14 protein-coding genes and 1 pseudogene are annotated in these 16,672 nt (G+C 69.2%); 9 read left to right on the plus strand and 6 right to left on the minus strand.

Going from position 1 to position 16,672, the window contains the following annotated elements; translation table 11 throughout:
* The first annotated feature begins 3 nt into the window (after window positions 1-3).
* The 3 genes from ACFQ4H_RS20495 (at window position 4) to ACFQ4H_RS20505 (ending at window position 2,654) form a co-directional block, all read left to right on the plus strand.
* Complete coding sequence (locus tag ACFQ4H_RS20495; RefSeq protein WP_377572684.1) at window positions 4-663, plus strand: aggregation-promoting factor C-terminal-like domain-containing protein; 660 nt, start codon at window positions 4-6, stop codon at window positions 661-663.
* A gap of 227 nt (window positions 664-890) precedes the next feature.
* A complete protein-coding gene (locus ACFQ4H_RS20500) occupies window positions 891-1,550 on the plus strand; it encodes a rhomboid family intramembrane serine protease (RefSeq protein ID WP_377572686.1) in 660 nt (219 codons plus the stop codon).
* A 135-nt stretch (window positions 1,551-1,685) separates the two neighbouring features.
* Entirely contained in the window at window positions 1,686-2,654 is a 969-nt protein-coding gene (locus ACFQ4H_RS20505; protein WP_377572687.1) for an NAD(P)/FAD-dependent oxidoreductase, read from the plus strand.
* Between the two features lie 90 nt (window positions 2,655-2,744).
* Here the strand turns inward: ACFQ4H_RS20505 and ACFQ4H_RS20510 are convergent, their stop codons facing one another.
* Window positions 2,745-3,710, minus strand: a complete 966-nt coding sequence (locus tag ACFQ4H_RS20510; RefSeq protein WP_377572688.1) for a DMT family transporter — start codon at window positions 3,708-3,710, stop codon at window positions 2,745-2,747.
* Window position 3,711: 1 nt separating this feature from the next.
* Entirely contained in the window at window positions 3,712-4,740 is a 1,029-nt protein-coding gene (gene glpX, locus ACFQ4H_RS20515; RefSeq protein ID WP_377572690.1) for a class II fructose-bisphosphatase, read from the minus strand.
* Between the two features lie 228 nt (window positions 4,741-4,968).
* Between glpX and ACFQ4H_RS20520 the strand changes: the two are divergent.
* Window positions 4,969-5,484 (plus strand): annotated as a pseudogene (locus tag ACFQ4H_RS20520) (DUF4245 domain-containing protein); the annotation flags it as partial.
* 213 nt (window positions 5,485-5,697) lie between these two features.
* Window positions 5,698-6,510 carry a hypothetical protein gene (locus ACFQ4H_RS20525; RefSeq protein ID WP_377572691.1) on the plus strand — a complete coding sequence of 271 codons (813 nt, stop codon included), beginning with the start codon at window positions 5,698-5,700 and terminating at the stop codon, window positions 6,508-6,510.
* A 222-nt stretch (window positions 6,511-6,732) separates the two neighbouring features.
* On the opposite strand, the gene ACFQ4H_RS20530 is transcribed toward ACFQ4H_RS20525, so the two are convergent.
* Together ACFQ4H_RS20530 and xseA are read right to left on the minus strand one after the other, a co-directional pair.
* The gene (locus tag ACFQ4H_RS20530; RefSeq protein ID WP_377572692.1) at window positions 6,733-6,963 is read right to left on the minus strand and encodes an exodeoxyribonuclease VII small subunit; all 231 of its coding nucleotides are present in this window, start codon (window positions 6,961-6,963) and stop codon (window positions 6,733-6,735) included.
* 40 nt (window positions 6,964-7,003) lie between these two features.
* Window positions 7,004-8,224: an exodeoxyribonuclease VII large subunit gene (gene xseA, locus ACFQ4H_RS20535; protein WP_377572693.1), complete on the minus strand. Its 1,221-nt coding sequence runs from the start codon at window positions 8,222-8,224 to the stop codon at window positions 7,004-7,006.
* A gap of 137 nt (window positions 8,225-8,361) precedes the next feature.
* Here xseA and ACFQ4H_RS20540 point away from each other — a divergent pair, with 137 nt between their 5' ends.
* Together ACFQ4H_RS20540 and ACFQ4H_RS20545 are read left to right on the plus strand one after the other, a co-directional pair.
* Window positions 8,362-9,357: a 4-hydroxy-3-methylbut-2-enyl diphosphate reductase gene (locus ACFQ4H_RS20540; protein WP_377572695.1), complete on the plus strand. Its 996-nt coding sequence runs from the start codon at window positions 8,362-8,364 to the stop codon at window positions 9,355-9,357.
* A gap of 161 nt (window positions 9,358-9,518) precedes the next feature.
* Window positions 9,519-9,944 carry a hypothetical protein gene (locus ACFQ4H_RS20545; protein WP_377572697.1) on the plus strand — a complete coding sequence of 142 codons (426 nt, stop codon included), beginning with the start codon at window positions 9,519-9,521 and terminating at the stop codon, window positions 9,942-9,944.
* A 177-nt stretch (window positions 9,945-10,121) separates the two neighbouring features.
* Here ACFQ4H_RS20545 and ACFQ4H_RS20550 read toward each other — a convergent pair whose 3' ends face one another.
* Both ACFQ4H_RS20550 and ACFQ4H_RS20555 read right to left on the minus strand, forming a co-directional pair.
* The gene (locus ACFQ4H_RS20550; RefSeq protein WP_377572699.1) at window positions 10,122-13,385 is read right to left on the minus strand and encodes a S8 family serine peptidase; all 3,264 of its coding nucleotides are present in this window, start codon (window positions 13,383-13,385) and stop codon (window positions 10,122-10,124) included.
* Window positions 13,386-13,607: 222 nt separating this feature from the next.
* A complete protein-coding gene (locus ACFQ4H_RS20555) occupies window positions 13,608-14,807 on the minus strand; it encodes a DNA recombination protein RmuC (RefSeq protein WP_377572701.1) in 1,200 nt (399 codons plus the stop codon).
* A gap of 90 nt (window positions 14,808-14,897) precedes the next feature.
* Here ACFQ4H_RS20555 and ACFQ4H_RS20560 point away from each other — a divergent pair, with 90 nt between their 5' ends.
* Entirely contained in the window at window positions 14,898-15,704 is an 807-nt protein-coding gene (locus ACFQ4H_RS20560; protein WP_377572703.1) for a hypothetical protein, read from the plus strand.
* A gap of 138 nt (window positions 15,705-15,842) precedes the next feature.
* Window positions 15,843-16,490, plus strand: a complete 648-nt coding sequence (locus tag ACFQ4H_RS20565; RefSeq protein WP_377572705.1) for a hypothetical protein — start codon at window positions 15,843-15,845, stop codon at window positions 16,488-16,490.
* Window positions 16,491-16,672 lie beyond the last annotated feature (182 nt).

Raw genomic sequence — 16,672 nt, forward strand, 5'->3', positions numbered from 1 at the left:
TTCGTGAGTCGGCTGTGGAGCCGGTACGGTATCCGGACGCTGGCCATCGCCCTGCTGGCCGTAGGTGTCGCTGGCGGCTACTACCTCGGTGAAGACCGGGAAGCCCAGCAGCAAGGCATTGATGCACAACTGGCCGCGAACGTCGACCGCGCCGAACTCGACTACCAGCGGGATCGGCAGGCCGTCTACCAGGCGGCCATCGTACGGAAGCGGGCGGCCGAGCACGAGGCCGCGGTCAAGGCGGCCGAGGCGGCGAAGGCGGCGGCCGAGCGCGCCCGCAAGGCCGAGGCGGCGGCGGCCACTCGCAAGAAGGAGCGCGAGGAGGCCGTCAAGCCCTACACCGGGCCGATCCCCGCCTCGTGCAACGAGTACAGCGGCAACCGGCAGATCGGTTGCGCCCTGCTGCTCGACGCGGGCTTCGGGCTCGACCAGATGCCCTGTCTGGACAAGCTCTGGACCAAGGAGAGCGGCTGGAACGTCAAGGCCAAGAACTCCAGCAGCGGCGCGTACGGCATTCCGCAGGCGCTGCCCGGTGACAAGATGGGCCCCGGCTGGCAGAACAGCGCCGAGGTCCAGATCAGGTGGGGACTGGGCTACATCAAGGCGCGGTACGACACGCCCTGTGGTGCCTGGTCGTACTTCCAGGCCAAGGGCTACTACTAAACGAACCGCCAGTACCAGCACGAAAACCGCAAAAGGGGTACGGATCTGGGGTCCGTACCCCTTTGAGGTTTCCAGTGGGCCCTCGTGGGGCCGCTGGCCTTCGCTGTCTGCCGGATGCTGTCGACCTGGTCGACGTGGCCAACTGGTTCGCTGGTGCGCACCCGGCCGAGTGAACTTCACGAAGGGTGGAGTGGCGGTAGCTCACGATAGCTGATAGCTACTTGTGGGTGACATCCGACCTCTCCGCCCGGGGCGGCGACCCGAACCGGTTCGGCACGGACGCGTTCTACGCCGCACTCGGTCGGGCCTTCGTGGCCATGTGTGCGATCGTGCCGTTGCTCTTCGTGATCGAGGCGGTGGACGTCTGGCTGGCCGCCGGGTTCGACACGATGGCGGGCATCATTCCGCGCCGCATCGCGGGCCTCGACGGCATCTTCTTCAGTCCGTTCCTGCACCACGGATTCGACCACCTCTACAGCAACAGCGTGCCGTTGATCCTGCTCGGCACCTTCGTGCTGGCCGCCGGGGCCCGCCGGTTCGTCTACTCCACCCTGGTGATCGTGTTCGTCAGCGGCCTCGGCGTCTGGATCACCGGCTCGCCGAACTCGGTCGTGGTGGGGGCCAGCGGGGTCGTCTTCGGCTACCTCGGACTGCTCTTCGCCCGGGGGATCGTGGAACGCAGCTGGTGGAACCTGGGCGTGGTGCTGCTGGTGGGCCTGCTCTACGGCTGGCAGTTGATCGGCATTCTGCCCACCGACGAGCAGATCTCCTGGCAGGGGCACCTGTTCGGGCTGCTCGGCGGAGTCGTCTCGGCGGTGCTCTTCCGCCGTCGTCGACCACGTAACGACGATCCGTACCGGTCCGAACCGACGTTGACCCTGCCCTGAACGTATCCGCCCGGCGGTGAACCCGTCGTTCCCGTCCCGACCGGACACCGGCTGTGTCTTGCCGCGCTCCCCGGACCACGCCTACCGTCGAATACAGCAGGAGATGCCCCGTAGGCGGAAAGCGACGGTGAGCACATGCGTGAGGTCGACGTCGCCATCATCGGAGCCGGCCCGGCCGGCCTGTTCGCGGCGTACTACGCCGGTTTCCGGGGACTCTCCGTCGCGGTGGTGGACGCCCTGCCCGAGCCGGGTGGCCAGGTCACCGCGATGTACCCGGAGAAAGCCATCTTCGACGTCGCCGGCTTCCCGTCGATCAAGGGGCGGGACCTGGTGGCCAACCTGGTCGCCCAGGCAGCGGCGTTCGGACCGGAATACCTGCTCGGCGTACGGGCGCAGGAGCTGTCCTACCTGTCCGACCGGCCGGTGCTCACCCTCGCCGACGGCCAGCAACTGCACTGCGGCGCGGTCCTGATCACCGGCGGTCTGGGCAGCTTCACGCCGCGACCGCTGCCGGCGGCGGCCGGCTTCACCGGCCGTGGCATCGTCTTCTTCGTACCGCACCTGGCCGACCTCGCCGGGCACGACGTGCTCATCGTCGGCGGGGGTGACTCGGCCTTCGACTGGGCCCTCGCCCTGCAACCGCTGGCCCGGTCGGTCACCCTGGTCCACCGGCGGGACCGGTTCCGGGCCCACGCCGCGACGGTGGCCCGGGTCCAGCAGCTACCGATCCGGATCGTCGTCAACGCCGAGGTGGCGAGGATCCACGGCGACGGCCTGGTCACCGGCGCGGACCTGCTGGTCAAGGGGGGCGACGCCGAGACCGTGCCGGTGGACACCATGATCGCCGCGCTGGGGTTCACCGCCGATCTCGGGCCACTGGCCCACTGGGGGCTGACCCTGGACAAGCGGCACATCGTGGTCGACAGCACGATGGCGACCAACCTGCCCCGCGTCTTCGCCGCCGGGGACATCACCGAATACCCCGGCAAGGTCCGACTGATCGCCACCGGGTTCGGTGAGGCGGCGACGGCGGTCAACAACGCGGCCGTGATCATCGACCCGGCCGCCCACCTGTTCCCGGGCCACTCCTCCGACGTCGGGTGAGAGGAAGGGGAGCCTCCTCAACGCCTCTGCCGTGAACCGGACCCTTCCTGTGCCGTGAACCGGACCCTCTTCCTGATCGCAGAGCGGGGGTCAGGCACGTCGTCTGGACGGAAGAACCGCGATGGCCACGGCCGCCAGTGTCAGCAGTACGCCGAGTAGCGGGTACGGCCCCGGCCGGGCACCGGCGGTGGGCGCGAGCAGGTCGATCAGCAGCGCCCCGACGACCTGCCCGGCGATGGTCGCCAGGCCGAGCAGCAGTACACCGGTGAACCGGACCACCGCCGCCGCGACCCCGATGAAGACGATTCCGATCGGCCCGCCGAGGTAGAGCCAGGGCTCGGTGGGCAACGATCCGGCGGGCCAACCGCGTACCGCGACGTTGATCGCGTAGCAGACCAGCAACGCCACCGTACCGGTGAGGAAGTTCACGCCGGTGGCGGTCAGGGCGTTGCCGGCGGCGACGCGTACCCGGCCGTTGACCGCCTGCTGCCAGGCGATTCCCACGCCGGCCAACGCTGGCAGGGCGGCCAGTGCCAGCCCCGCCGGCTCGCCCAGCCGATCGGCTACCGATAGCAGGACCGCGACTACGGTGAGCACCGCACCGGCCAGGCGGGCAGCGGTGACCGGCTGCCGACCGAGCGGACCGATGCCCGCCCGGTCGACGGCGAGACTGCTGGCCGACTGACCGGCGACCACCGCCACGGTGAACACCGCCACCCCCAGCGAGCCAACGGTCAGCCCCTGGGTGGCCACCAGGAACGCCCCGCACACGCCGCCGAGGCACTGCCACGGCCGCAGGCCGCCGCGCCGTAGCGCGGCGCGCAGCGCGACCAGACCACGTCGGCCGGCCGGGGTGGCCGGCACCACCAGGAGCAGCACCAGCAGCCCCACACCGAACGAAACGACCGCCGCCGCGATCCCGTCGCCGAGGCGTACGCCCAGCTCACCGTTGATGCGCGACTGTACGGCCACCGCGACTCCGGAGAGCACGGCGAGCGCGACGCCGAAGGCCCGACGGGACAGGGATGGACCCGGGGGCGTCGATGGATCGAGCAAGTTATTCCTGTTCTGCCAGTGGTCTGCCGTCGAAGTCGATGGCCGAGTAGAGCGCCAGCTTCTCCAGCCGGTGGTACGAGTCGATCACCCGGATGGTGCCGCTCTTGGAGCGCATCACGATCGACTGGGTGTACGCCCCACCGGCCCGGTAGCTGACCCCGCGCAGCAGGTCGCCGGAGGTGACACCGGTGGCGACGAAGAAGCAGTTGTCCCCGGTAACCAGGTCGTCGGTGGTGAGTACGCGGTCGAGGTCGTGCCCGGCGTCCAGCGCCTTCTGCCGTTCGTCGTCGTCCTTCGGCCACAGCTTCGCCTGTAGCGACCCGCCCATGCACTTGAGCGCGCAGGCAGCGGTGATGCCCTCCGGGGTGCCGCCGATGCCCATCAGCACGTCCACGCCGGATTCGCCCCGGGCGGCCGCAATCGCGCCGGCGATGTCGCCGTCGGAGATGAACCGGATCGCCGCCCCCGCCCGGCGGATGTCCTGGACCAGGTCCTTGTGCCGGGGGCGGTCCAGGACGCAGACCGTCACGCCGGAGACGTCGGTGCCCTTGGCCCTGGCGATCCGCCGCAGGTTCTCGGCCACTCCGACGTTGATGTCGACGGTGTCGGCGTACGCCGGGCCGACCGCCAGTTTCTCCATGTAGAAGACGGCACTCGGGTCGAACATCGCGCCGCGCTCGGCGACCGCCAACACGGCGAGGGCGTTCGGCATGCCCTTGCTCATCAGCGTCGTGCCGTCGATCGGGTCGACCGCCACGTCGACCTCGGGACCGGTGCCGTCGCCGACCTCCTCGCCGTTGAACAGCATCGGCGCGTTGTCCTTCTCGCCCTCGCCGATCACCACGACGCCACGCATCGGAATCGAGTTGATCAGTTTGCGCATCGCGTCGACCGCTGCGCCGTCACCGCCTTCCTTGTCGCCCCGGCCAACCCATCGGCCTGCGGCCATGGCTGCGGCTTCGGTGACCCGTACCAGGTCGAGGGCTAGGTTGCGGTCCAGGCTCTGTGGGACCCGGGTGGTGGTGCTCATGACGGCTCCTCCTCGCGGCGTTGCGGGGTGGACCGGCGAGTTGCGGCGTCCGCCGATGCCGCCGCCGGCTTTGGAAGGAATCCTGACACGGTGGCCAAGTTAACGCTGGTTCGGGGCACGGGTGGTCCGGATCGCGGCAACGAGCCAAGCTGCGAAGATGGGTACGTGGACCTCGCCCAGCCTGCCGGCCGTACCCAGGATGACCAGACCGTCGACGCTTCCGCAGTCGATTCGCGGCGTTCGCAGCGGTCGGCCAAGGACATGGCCATCTCGATGCTCGTGCTACTCGTCCCGATCGCGCTGCTGCTCGGCTTCTACCGGGTGTTCCTCGGTGGTGACCAACCGGTGGTGGTCGATCCGGCACCGGCCATCGCCCAGGCCAGGTCCGCGAACGCCTTCCCGGTCGTGGAGCCGACCGGGCTCGGCTCCGAATGGCGTACGGTCAGCGCCAGCTTCCGGCGGGCCGACGACGGTGCGACGTTGCGCATCGGCTACCTCAGCCCCGACGGCAGGGGAGTGCAGCTGGTGCAGAGCAACGTGCCGGCCGAGCGGCTGATCCCGACGGAACTGGCCGCCAGCGGCCAGGCACAGGGCGCGGTCGAGTTGGCCGGGCGGAGCTGGCAGCGCTATCCGGCGAGGTCCGGTGAACGCGCCCTCGTCCTGCTGGAACCGACCCGGACGGTGATCGTGGTCGGGGCTGCCCCGGAGTCCGAACTCCATGATCTGGCCCGTTCGCTCGCTTGATCGTTGGTCCGGTCCGACCGTCGCCGCTGAGCGGTTGGCGAATGGTGATGACGATTGCCGCATTCGCCGCTTTTGATGCGAATATTGACGAGGTGGACCACTCGCGAGGTGTAATACCGGGCGCGCTTGTCGTACGGGGTCGGTAAGCTGCCCCGGTCCTTGCCTCTGATGGTGCCTACCGTCAGACAAACTTAATCCTGGAGTTGACCTTCCGTGAACATTCGACGGTGGACCGTTGCGGGTCTCGTCGCTGTATCTCTTCTTACCCCCGGGCTGACCGCCTGTGGACCTGCGGATGACGCACCGACCACCAAGTCGGAGGCGCCCGCCATCCCCGCGGACCCCAAGGAGGCGCTGCTGGCCTCCACCAAGGAGATCGCCAAGGGGAACTTCGCGTTCGCCATCAAGAGCAACGGAACTGACGGCGAGGGCGTGGTGCACATGGCCAGCCGTAGCGCCCGGTTGACGATGAAGGCGGGCGACGCGTCGAGCGAGTTCTCGATGGAGATGGAGCTCATCTACGTCGAGCCGGACAGCTGGGTGAAGGTCAAGATCGGCGGGGCGATGGCCCAGATGCCGGGCATGGAGAAGCTGAACTCCGGCAAGTACCTGCACCTCGACCAGTCCAAGATCAAGGACATCGAGGACCTGCAGTTCGACTTCGCTGACGTCGACCCGGCCGGTGCGGAACTGCTGACCAAGGCGATCATCGACGTCCAGAAGACCGGTGAGGGCACCTACAGCGGCACCCTCGACCTGTCGAAGGCATCCGAGTCGGGTCTGAGCGACGAAGAGGTGCTCAAGGCGCTCGGCGCCAAGGCCAACTCGCTGCCGTTCACGGCGAAGCTCGACACGCAGGGCCGGCTGGTCGAACTGGCCATCAAGATTCCGGCGTCCGGCGAGATCAAGGAGCAGGAGCTGACGGTCACCTACTCCAACTACGGCACGGCCACCGCACCGCAGAAGCCGGCGGCCAGCGACGTCGAAGAGGCGCCGGCCGAGATGTACGAGATGTTCAAGGGATAAGTCCCCCTTCTTTCCGAGGGGAAAGAACCCGCAGTACGACGTGAGGGCGGTCCACTGGACCGCCCTCACGGCTTTTTGACAGCCGCTCTTCTGGTTGCCGACCGCTGGGCGGTGTCGATTTCGTCACTCGCTCGATTTCGTCACTTGATCGGCTGGACGAAAGTTGGTGCCCGGCCGGTCTGCCGGATCAGCCCAATTTCTCGGGTCAGCCCGGTTCCCGGGTCAGCCGGTCTCGCGGGCCTGCCGGGCGGCGTCGATGCGTTCCCGGGCACCGTCCAGCCAGTGCTGGCAAATCTCGGCAAGCCGTTCGCCCCGCTCCCAGAGTGCCAGCGACTCCTCCAGGGAGGTCCCGCCGGCCTCCAGCCGTTCGACCACCGACGCCAGTTCGGCGCGGGCCTGCTCGTAGCTCGGCCGCTCGTCCGGCCCGGTCGCGTTCTTCTTCTGATCAGCCATGGCCGTCCTATCTCAGCACACAGGTTCCGGATCCGCGGGTTCAGCCGTCGACCGTCGCGGTCACCTCGCCCCGGGCGAACCGCAGCCGCAGCGGGTCACCGGCGGACACCTCGTCCGAAGCGCGTACCACCTGGCCGTCGGCGCGCTGCACGATGGCGTACCCCCGGTCCAGGGTTGCGGCCGGTGACAGCGCGCGGAGCCGGGCCACGGTGTGTCGCAGCTCGGTGGCGGCCGAGCCCACCCGATGGTCGAGGCAGCGGGCAGCCCGGTCCCGTAGCCCGGTCACGTCGGCGCTCCGCTGCTCGATCATCACCGTTGGCCGGGCGAGCACCGGGCGGGACCGGATGGCCTCTATCCGGTGCGACTCCCGGTCGACCAGGTTGACCACCGCCCGGTCGAGCCGCTGCCGGGCCTGCCGGATCAGCCGCAACTCCTCGGCCAGGTCGGGTACGACCCGCTTCGCGGCATCGGTCGGCGTCGAGGCGCGTACGTCCGCCACGTAGTCGATCAGCGGAGCATCCGTTTCGTGGCCGATGGCACTGATCACCGGCGTACGGCAGCCGGACACGGCCCGGCACAGCGCCTCGTCGGAGAAGGGCAGCAGGTCCTCGATGCTGCCACCGCCCCGGGCGATGATGATCACGTCGATGTTCTCGTCGGTGTCGAGCACCTTCAGCGCATCCATGATCTGCGGTACGGCGGTCGGCCCCTGCACCGCCACGTTGACGGTCCGGAACTCCACCGCCGGCCAGCGGCGACGGGCGTTGGTCAGCACGTCCCGTTCGGCGGCCGAGGCCCGACCGGTGATCAGCCCGATCCGGTTCGGCAGGAACGGTGGCCGGCGTTTCCGGGCCCGGTCGAAGAGTCCCTCCGCGGCCAGCAGCTTCTTGAGTTTCTCCAGCCGGGCCAGCAGCTCACCGAGGCCGACCTGGCGGATCTCGTCGGCCCGCAGACTGAGCGTGCCCCGGGCCGCATAGAACTCGGGCTTGGCGTGCAGCACCACCTTTGCGCCCTCGGCGAGGGTCGGCGCACCGGCGTCGAGCACGTCCCGGTTGGTGGTGACGGTGAGGCTCAGGTCGGCCGACGAGTCGCGCAGGGTGAGGAAGACGGTGGATGCCCCCGGTCGGCGGCTGATCTGGGCCACCTGTCCCTCGACCCAGACCCAGCCCAACTTGGCGATCCAGCCACTCACCTTCTGGCTGACCACCCGGACCGGCCACGGCTCGTCGGGGCTGCTGCGCGGTACCTCCGGCTGCGTCACCGGCCCAGCCTACGGCCCAAATCACCCGGGCCCGTTGATCAAGAGGTACGCGTCGTCCGCATGTCGCCCCGACGACGCCAGGTTCTTGATCAACAGGGCAATCGGGCGGTTCGGGCGGTGGCACGTAGACTGGGCGGGTGACCGAGGCCCAGGCGACCCCACAGACCGGTAAGCGCGTGCTACTGGCCAAGCCCCGTGGTTACTGCGCTGGCGTGGACCGCGCGGTGCAGACCGTGGAGGAGGCGCTCAAGCTCTACGGCGCGCCGATCTACGTACGCAAGCAGATCGTGCACAACAAGCACGTGGTGTCGACGCTGGAGCAGCAGGGCGCGATCTTCGTGGAGGAGAACGAAGAGGTCCCGGAGGGGGCAACCGTCATCTTCTCCGCGCACGGTGTCGCCCCCGAGGTCCACGACCAGGCGAAGGCCCGTTCGCTCAAGGCGATCGATGCGACCTGCCCACTGGTGACCAAGGTCCACCAGGAGGCCAAGCGGTTCGCCGCCGAGGACTACGACATCCTGCTGATCGGTCACGAGGGGCACGAGGAGGTCATCGGCACCTCCGGGGAGGCTCCCGACCACATCCAGCTCATCGACGGGCCGGCGGACGCGGACAAGGTCACCGTCCGGGACCCGAACAAGGTCGTCTGGCTCTCCCAGACCACGCTGTCCGTGGACGAGACGCTGGAGACGGTGGCCCGGCTGAAGAAGCGGCTGCCGATGTTGCAGTCACCGCCGAGCGACGACATCTGCTACGCCACCTCCAACCGCCAGCACGTGGTCAAGGAGATCGCACCCGAGTGCGACGTCGTGATCGTGGTCGGCTCGCGTAACTCGTCCAACTCCGTACGGTTGGTCGAGGTCGCCCTCGACGCGGGCGCGCGGGCGGGTCATCTGGTGGACTACGCCTCGGAAATCGCCGACGAGTGGCTGGCCGGTGCGACCACGGTGGGACTGACCTCGGGGGCCAGCGTGCCCGACGACCTGGTCATGCAGGTCCTCGACCACCTCGCGGCCCGGGGCTTCACCGACGTGACCGAGGTGACGACCGCCGAGGAGCGGCTCACCTTCTCCCTGCCGCAGGAACTCAAGCGCGACATGAAGGCCGCTGCCACGGCCCGCTCGGCCTCCTGAGCAACGCGGTCGGCCCGTTACCTCCGACCCGACAACTGTTGGCGGTCCCGGCCTCCGACGATGCGCGGTGGGTGACCGGTCGGTTGCTGGACGCCACCGGTGGTTCTGATCCGTTACCACGGTCACGGAACGGTTGATCGGCGCGCGGCATCATAGTCAGCATGAGAACGATCAGGATCGTCGCGTCGGCCATGGTCGCTTGCCTGGTCCTGAGCGCGTGCGCCCAGGACGGTACGACCGGAACGTCCCCGACCCCAAGCGCATCGGAGGGAGCACCGGTGACCAACTCGCCCGTCGACCCCGGCACCACCGACCCTGGCAACCCGTCGCCACCTCCCGCCAAGTCGCCCGCACCCCGGCCACCGGGTACGACCCCGTCGACCGGTGCGGTGACCGTCAGCGGCACGATCACCGCCGGTGTCGAGGCCGGTTGCCTCCTGCTCGACCGTTATCTACTCGTCGGTGGCCCGGGTGAAGTGCTGCGCGCCGGCGCGAGGGTGACGGTGACCGGGCGGGTGCAGCCGGACCTGATGACCACCTGTCAGCAGGGCACCCCGTTCGTGGTGGAGAGCGCCAAGGCCGCGTGACCGGCCTTCGCGTCGCCGGCTCGATCCGGCGCTGAGCCGCAGGTGTCGGACAGCACGGAGCCCGTTGCCGGGCAACGCGGTGCCGGACAGCACGAAGCCGGGCAACGCGGTGCCGGACAGCACGGAGCCCGTTCCTCCGAGGAGGAACGGGCTCCGTGGTCGTTCAGGGGCGTTGCGTCAGGAGACCGCGCCGATCGACACGGTGCTCCGACCGATGACGGCACCCTCGTTGGTCACCACGGCGAGTTCACCGTGGAGGGTACGCCCGGCGGCCGGAGCCGATGCGGCGGTCACCGAACCGGTGATCGTCGCGGTGGCGCCGTTGGCCAGGCTCAGCGTCGTGGCCGGTGCCGACAGCGAGCCGAGCGACGGTGCGACGAACGAGTCGCGGTAGTCGTACGCGGTGCTGCCGCCCTGCCCGTCGACGGCGTAGCCGACGACGACGACGCGGTAGGTGCCGGGTGCCGGGTTGGCGATGGTGACCGCCTCTTCCGAGTCACCGTCGGCGGCCTGGCCGACCAGCGTGGTGCCCCGGAAGACCTGTAGGTCGAGGTCGGCCGCCAGGTTGCCGGGGTTGCCGATACGGGCCGCGAAGACGGTCGCGCCGACCGGCACCTCGACGACGTACTCCTGCTGCGTACCCTCGGTGATCGTCGGACGGGTCGCGACGACGCTGGAGAGCGGACCGCCCTGACCAGCGACGGTGACCGGACCGTAGTTGTTCTTCAGCGACCAGTTGACCGGGGTCGCCACGTTGGCCGGAACGCTGGGCAGCTCGATCGTGGTCGGGTTCACGGCCACGCCCTGCACCCGGGCGGTCAACTGGTACGGGTTGTACAGCTCCGGCGAGGTACGGCGGGCCTCGACCTCGATCTCCCAGATACCCGGGATCGGGTTGTCGTACGACCGCTCCTCCGGCTTGCAGATGGAGGCGTCGGAGTAGTTGGTGTAGCAGTGCGTGGTCTGCGTCGGGTCGGCCGGCACACCGTACGGGTTGATCGCGATGAACCGGGTCTGCGATCCGGTCGCGATGCCCGACAGGTTGACCTGCAGCGATCCGGCGCCCTCGGGCACCGTCACGAAGTAGGTCCGGTGGGTGTTGCGCTCCACGGAGTTGCTGGCGGCGAAGCTGTAGTTCGGCTTCGTCGGCTCCTCGCCGACGATGACCGTGGTGGGCACCTCGAAGTCGACGACCGAGGTCTTCGGGTCGTCGATCCGCAGGATCGCGCTGTGCGCACCGATGCTGGCCCGGGCCTCCACGTAGAACGTGACGGTCTTGTTCAGCGGCAGGAAGATGTGCTTCGGCGCGTTACGGAACGTGCCGTCGTTGCCGACCCAGTTCAGGTTGTGCTTGATCTTCTTGTCCGGGCCGCTGGTCCGGGTGACCTTGATGGTGTACTTCTTCGTGACGTTCGGCCGCTGGCCGCCGTCCGTGGCCGCGCACCGGTTGTAGAGGCCGGTGCCCTTGTTCGGGGTGGCCAGCAGGTTCGAGATCGGGGTGCAGACCGGTGCGGTCACGTCGTAACCACGGGTCTCGACACCACCGGCCAGCAGCGCCCAGGCGCCGTTGACGTCCATCAGGCCGTTGCCCTGGCCGTGCACCGGGGTGTTGGCGATCGGCTTGGCGGACGAGTAGATCGCCCGACGCAGCGCCGCCGGGCTGACCGCCCGGTTCGTCGCCTTGGCCGCCGACAGCAGCAGCGCGGCGGCACCGGTGGCCTGGGGGGAGGCCATCGAGGTGCCCTGCAGCATCTGGTAGCCCGCCGGCAACGCGTAGCCGGCCTCGGCGACCGGACCACCCGGCTGCCAGGTCGGCGTGGTGGAGATAGCCGAGCCAGGTGCGGTGATGTTCGGCTTGAACCCGCCGTCCTCACGCGGGCCGCGGGAGGAGAACGGCTGCAGCGAGTACGGCGTGACCATCACCGAGCCGTAGTTGGCCAGCCAGCTCTCCCGGCTGGCGCTGGCGGCGACGCTGACCACGTTGCTGGTCACCGACGGGTCGCCGATGGTGTTCAGACCCGGGCCGCTGTTTCCGGCCGAGATGAAGATCTGCACACCGTAGTCGTTGATCAGTCGGTTGTAGAGCACCGACCGGGCGCTGTTGCCGTCGTTGAGCGCCGGCAGGCCACCGATCGAGATGTTCACGACGTCGACGCCCCGGTTGACGACCAGGTCGACCATGCCGGTGGTCAGCGCGGCGTAGGTGCAGCCGCCACCCCAGGTGCAGGCGCGGGCGGAGACCAGCTTGGCGCCGGGGGCGGCACCGTCGAAGACCGCGTTGCCGAACATGTCGTTGGCGGCGGTGATGCCGGCGACGTGCGAGCCGTGGGCGCTCTCCGGGAGACCGATGCTGACGTAGTCGACCAGACCCGGGCCACCGGCCGGCGTGGTGTCCACGTCCTCCCGGTACTCGACCACGAACGGCATCCGCTCGCTGATCTCGGTCGCCGGGTTGTCGGTACCGAAGTACCCGATGTCGAACTTCTCCTTGTACGGCCGCATCACGGCGTCGTCGGTGAAGTCGTTGTTCTGGTTGAGGTCCACCCGGATGTCGTGGCTCACCGGGTCGTACAGGATGCCGAATGCGTCGGTGGTGTCACCGTCGCGGTTGACGTCCCCGGCCGGGGCGCTGGTCCGCGTGATCGACTCGCTGAAGCGGTTGAACTTGTAGGTGCCGGCCGGTGCGGTCCAGGTCTGGCCGACGGCGGTGAAGGTCGGCCCGCTCACCTCGGTCAGCATCGGCCGCCAGCTGGCGTCCTCCAGCGGGTCGGTCGCGGTGACCCAGTCGACGATCTTGCGCTCGCCGGTCGTGGTGGTCTGCAGCGCCGGGTGGGCCAGGTCGACACCCGAGTCCATGATGCCGATCGTGACGCCGCGTCCGTCCCACTGCGGGTTGCTCTGCTTGAACGACACCGCGCCGGTGTCGGCCGTCGGCATGAACGGGTTGACGGCGGGGGTGTCCGCGCCGGGGGCGGTGACCGCCGCCATCTTGGCGGTACGGGCGCCGGGCCGGGCCTCCGGGATCGGGTTCGGCAGTTGAACCGTCTCGTCGAGGTCGATCGCGGTAACGCCGGGCAGCGCCGCGGCCTTCGTCACCTGCGCGGTGGGGACCTTGGCCAACAGGAAGCCGACCGAGTCGAACCGCCGGGAGACGGAACCGCCGAGCTTGGCCAGGTCGGCGGCGACGTCGTCGGCCTCGCCCTGCTTGGTGGCGACGATCAACGTGACCGTACGCTCACCCTTCGCCTTCGCTTCGGCGAGGAGCTTGGCGTCACGGGAGCCGAGAGCGTTGGCCGGGTTGGCCTTCGGCACCTCGGACTCGGTCGACGGGTTGGCGCTCGCGATGCTGGCACCACCCGCCAAGGTCATGGCGCTGGCCGCCACGACCGATGCGAGGAGACCGGCGGAGGCACGCCGGCTCCAAGTTGGGGGTTTACTCACGTTCTCTTCCTCCAGAGAACAGGGCCCTCAGAAACAGGGCACGGTTGAGCGCATCCTTCGTGGTATCTCGCTGTCTGTCACTACTGACAAGTACCTTTGTGACCACCCCGTGACGCGAAATGGTCGACTGGCGGTCAGGTTGCGACAGTACGATCACGACTAGTAGCCATCGATCTGATGGTCGGAGTCGGTGGAAGAGACTATAAGGCTCGGTGAGGGAGACTAGGCGCTCTCTCGGCTGACTGTCCGATCATCTACTCGGGACGTTGATCCGGCCGAACCAGGTGTATCGAGCAGCTCCGGGGCCTGCGGTTGCCGGGGTGCCACCTCGACCTGGCCCGGTGTGGGCAGTTCGTCGCCGGAGACCCCGAGATCGGCGAGCTTACGGGCGCTGACCAGCACCCGCGCCTCCAACGACCCGACCGCCCGGTTGTAGGCGGTCACCGCGCTGCCCAGCGACGTACCCAGCCTGGTGACGTGTTCGCCCAGTGTGGACAGTCGGCCGTACAGCTCGCGGGCCAGCGAGTGTACGGCCACCGCGTTGCGGGCGAGCGACTCCTGCCGCCAGGCGTAGGCGATCGTACGTAGCAGGGCGACCAGGGTGGCCGGGGTGGCCAGCACCACGTTGCGGGCGAAGGCGTGCTCCAGCAGCGTCGGGTCCCGCTGGAGGGCGACGTCGAGGAACGGGTCGGCCGGGACGAAGAGGACCACGAACTCCGGCGTGGATTCGAACGCCGCCCAGTAGGACTTGGCGGAGAGCGAGTCGACGTGGGCCCTGAGGTGTCGGGCGTGCGCGTCGAGGTGCTGGTTCCGCCCCCGCTCGTCCCGGGCCTCCATGGCGGTCAGGTACGCGTCGAACGGCGCCTTCGCGTCCACCACCACCGAACGGCCGCCGTGCAGCCGGACCACCAGGTCGGGGCGTACCCCCTGGTGGTCGGTCGAGGCGGTGACCTGTTCGGCGAAGTCGCAGTGCTCCAGCAGGCCGGCGGCCTCGACGATACGACGGAGCTGGTGCTCGCCCCACCGACCGCGTACCTGGGGGGCGCGCAGCGCCGCCACCAGTTGCTTGGTCTCGGTGCGTAGCTCGCCGGAGACGGCGCTCATGGTCCGTACCTGCTCACGCAGTTCGGCGTAGGCGTCCACCCGGTCGTGTTCCAGCTCGGCCACCCGCTGCTCGTAGCGGCGTAACGTTTCGTGTAGCGGGGCGACCGCGCGGGCCACCGCCTCCTGGGACTGCGCGGTCGCTTCGTAACTCAACGCCCGCATCGACTGCTCCAGCCGTCCCTCGCCCTCCCGGGTCGCCCGCAGGGTCGCGTCGAGCCGGGCGATCTCGGTCGCCGAGCGGGCGCGGGCGGCCAGCCAGCCGCCGGCCCCGCCCGCGCCGAGACAGACGATCACCACCGCCACCGTCGCAGCATCCACCCCGCGAGCATGTCAAACAGGTACGGCCACACTGTGACCTGGCTCGCTGGCTCGCCGTGGGGCTGGCCAGACGGAGCTAACGTCGTACCTATGACCTGGGTCTTGTTCTTCCTGCTTCTGGTGCTGGTCGTCGGCGGCTTCCTGTGGTGGCAGCGGGAGAGCACCGCCCGGCAGGCGCGGGCGCTGGCCGACGCCCGGGCCGACGCGCAGCGGTGGTACGAGCGGCTGGGCGGCCAGTTGATGGGCCTGCACGGCGACGATCCGGCGGTACGGCAGGCGCTGGCCGACGCGGGGGAGCGGTACACCGCCGCCGGTGGCCAGTTGGATCAGGCCCGGACGACCCGGCAGTACGAACTGGCCCGGGAGACCGCGCTGGAGGGGCTGGCCTACATCCGGGCGGCCCGGGTGGCGCTCGGCATCGATCCCGGCCCGGAGTTGCCGCAGTTGGCTGCCGCCCGGGGGGCCGGTGCGCTGACCGTGCCGCGTGAGGTCAACGTGCAGGGGCAGGTCTTCAAGGCCGGGCCGCGTCCGGGTGCCGGTACGCCCTACTACTACCCGGGTGGCCGGATGCAGGGGCGGCCGGTGCCGGCGGGCTGGTATTCGACGCCCTGGTGGAAGACCGGTCTTGCCGCTGGTGCCGGCGTGCTCGGCGGCATGTTGATCGCCGATGCGCTCTTCTCGCCCGCGTTCGCCGACCCCGGGTACGACTACGACGCCGGTGGGTTCTCCGACGGTGCCGGCTTCGAGGGCGGCGGCGAGTTCGACGGCGGCGGTGACTTCGGTGGTGGCGACTGGGGTGGTGGTGGCGGTGACTTCGGCGGCGGCGGTGACTGGGGCGGCGGCTGGGGTGGCGGTGGTGACTTCGGCGGCGGTGACTTCGGTGGTGGGGATTTCTAAGCCTCTTTGCGGGAGTATGTCCTTGTTGGTGTAGTCGGTCGCTGGTTGTCCGAGGAACGATGGGCACGGCTGCCGGACCGTGGATGGTAGGGCTGGCCGGATGGTGCCGGTCGGCACTCGACGGGCAGAGTCGACAGGGTGACTTCAGAAGTGCGGACCCGGGCACCGGGCGCGTCCCGGACCTTGACGAGTTGGCTGATCAGCGCGGGGCTCGCGGCACTGGCCGTCACGACGGTGACGGTCACCGCGCAGTCGAGCGGGCGATTCCACTGGTGGGCGGGCTTCATCCTGGTGCCCGGTGCCCTGATCGCCGCCAGCGGCGGGCCGTTGCTGGCCCGGGGCGGTGGCCGGGCCTTCACCGGCTATCTGGTGGCCTGGGTGGGCGGACTGGTGTTCGCGGTCGGGGCGATCCTCATGTTCGGGGCGATGGGCCGATGCTGGCCGATCATGATCGTGTTGCCGACGCTGGCGGTCGCCGGTACCTACTTCTGGCGACCGGTGCACCCGTTGGCCCGGGCGTTCCACCGGACGATCGCCTCGCTGGCGTTGGCGGGGGCGGCCCTCGGCGTGACGTTCCAGCTGATGACCACCGACGTGATCGACTTCGGTGAGACCGCGTGGTGGGGCGGGTTCATGATGCTGGCCGGCGTGATCATCCTGCTCAACGGGTTGGAACTGCTCCGGCACCGGATCGACTACCGGTTGCAGGCGATGACGCTGGCCGCCGGGCCGGCCGTGATCACGTTCCTGCTCGGCCTGCGGTTCCTGCGTGGCTGGCCGTACTGATCGACCGGCCGTACTGATCGACCGGATAGGCGGCGTCGCACCTGTTGCGCCAGGTGCGACGCCGCGTCCGTCTCCGCCGCGCTCGGCGTACCTCAAGAAATCCTCAATATTTTTACCGGTCGATTGATTGCGCCGTTCCCCACCCTGAAGCTTATCGCCAAACTTCACTGGAGTGCTGAAGG

It is taken from the genome of Micromonospora sonneratiae (assembly GCF_042679305.1).
Lineage (GTDB): Bacteria > Actinomycetota > Actinomycetes > Mycobacteriales > Micromonosporaceae > Micromonospora_H > Micromonospora_H sonneratiae.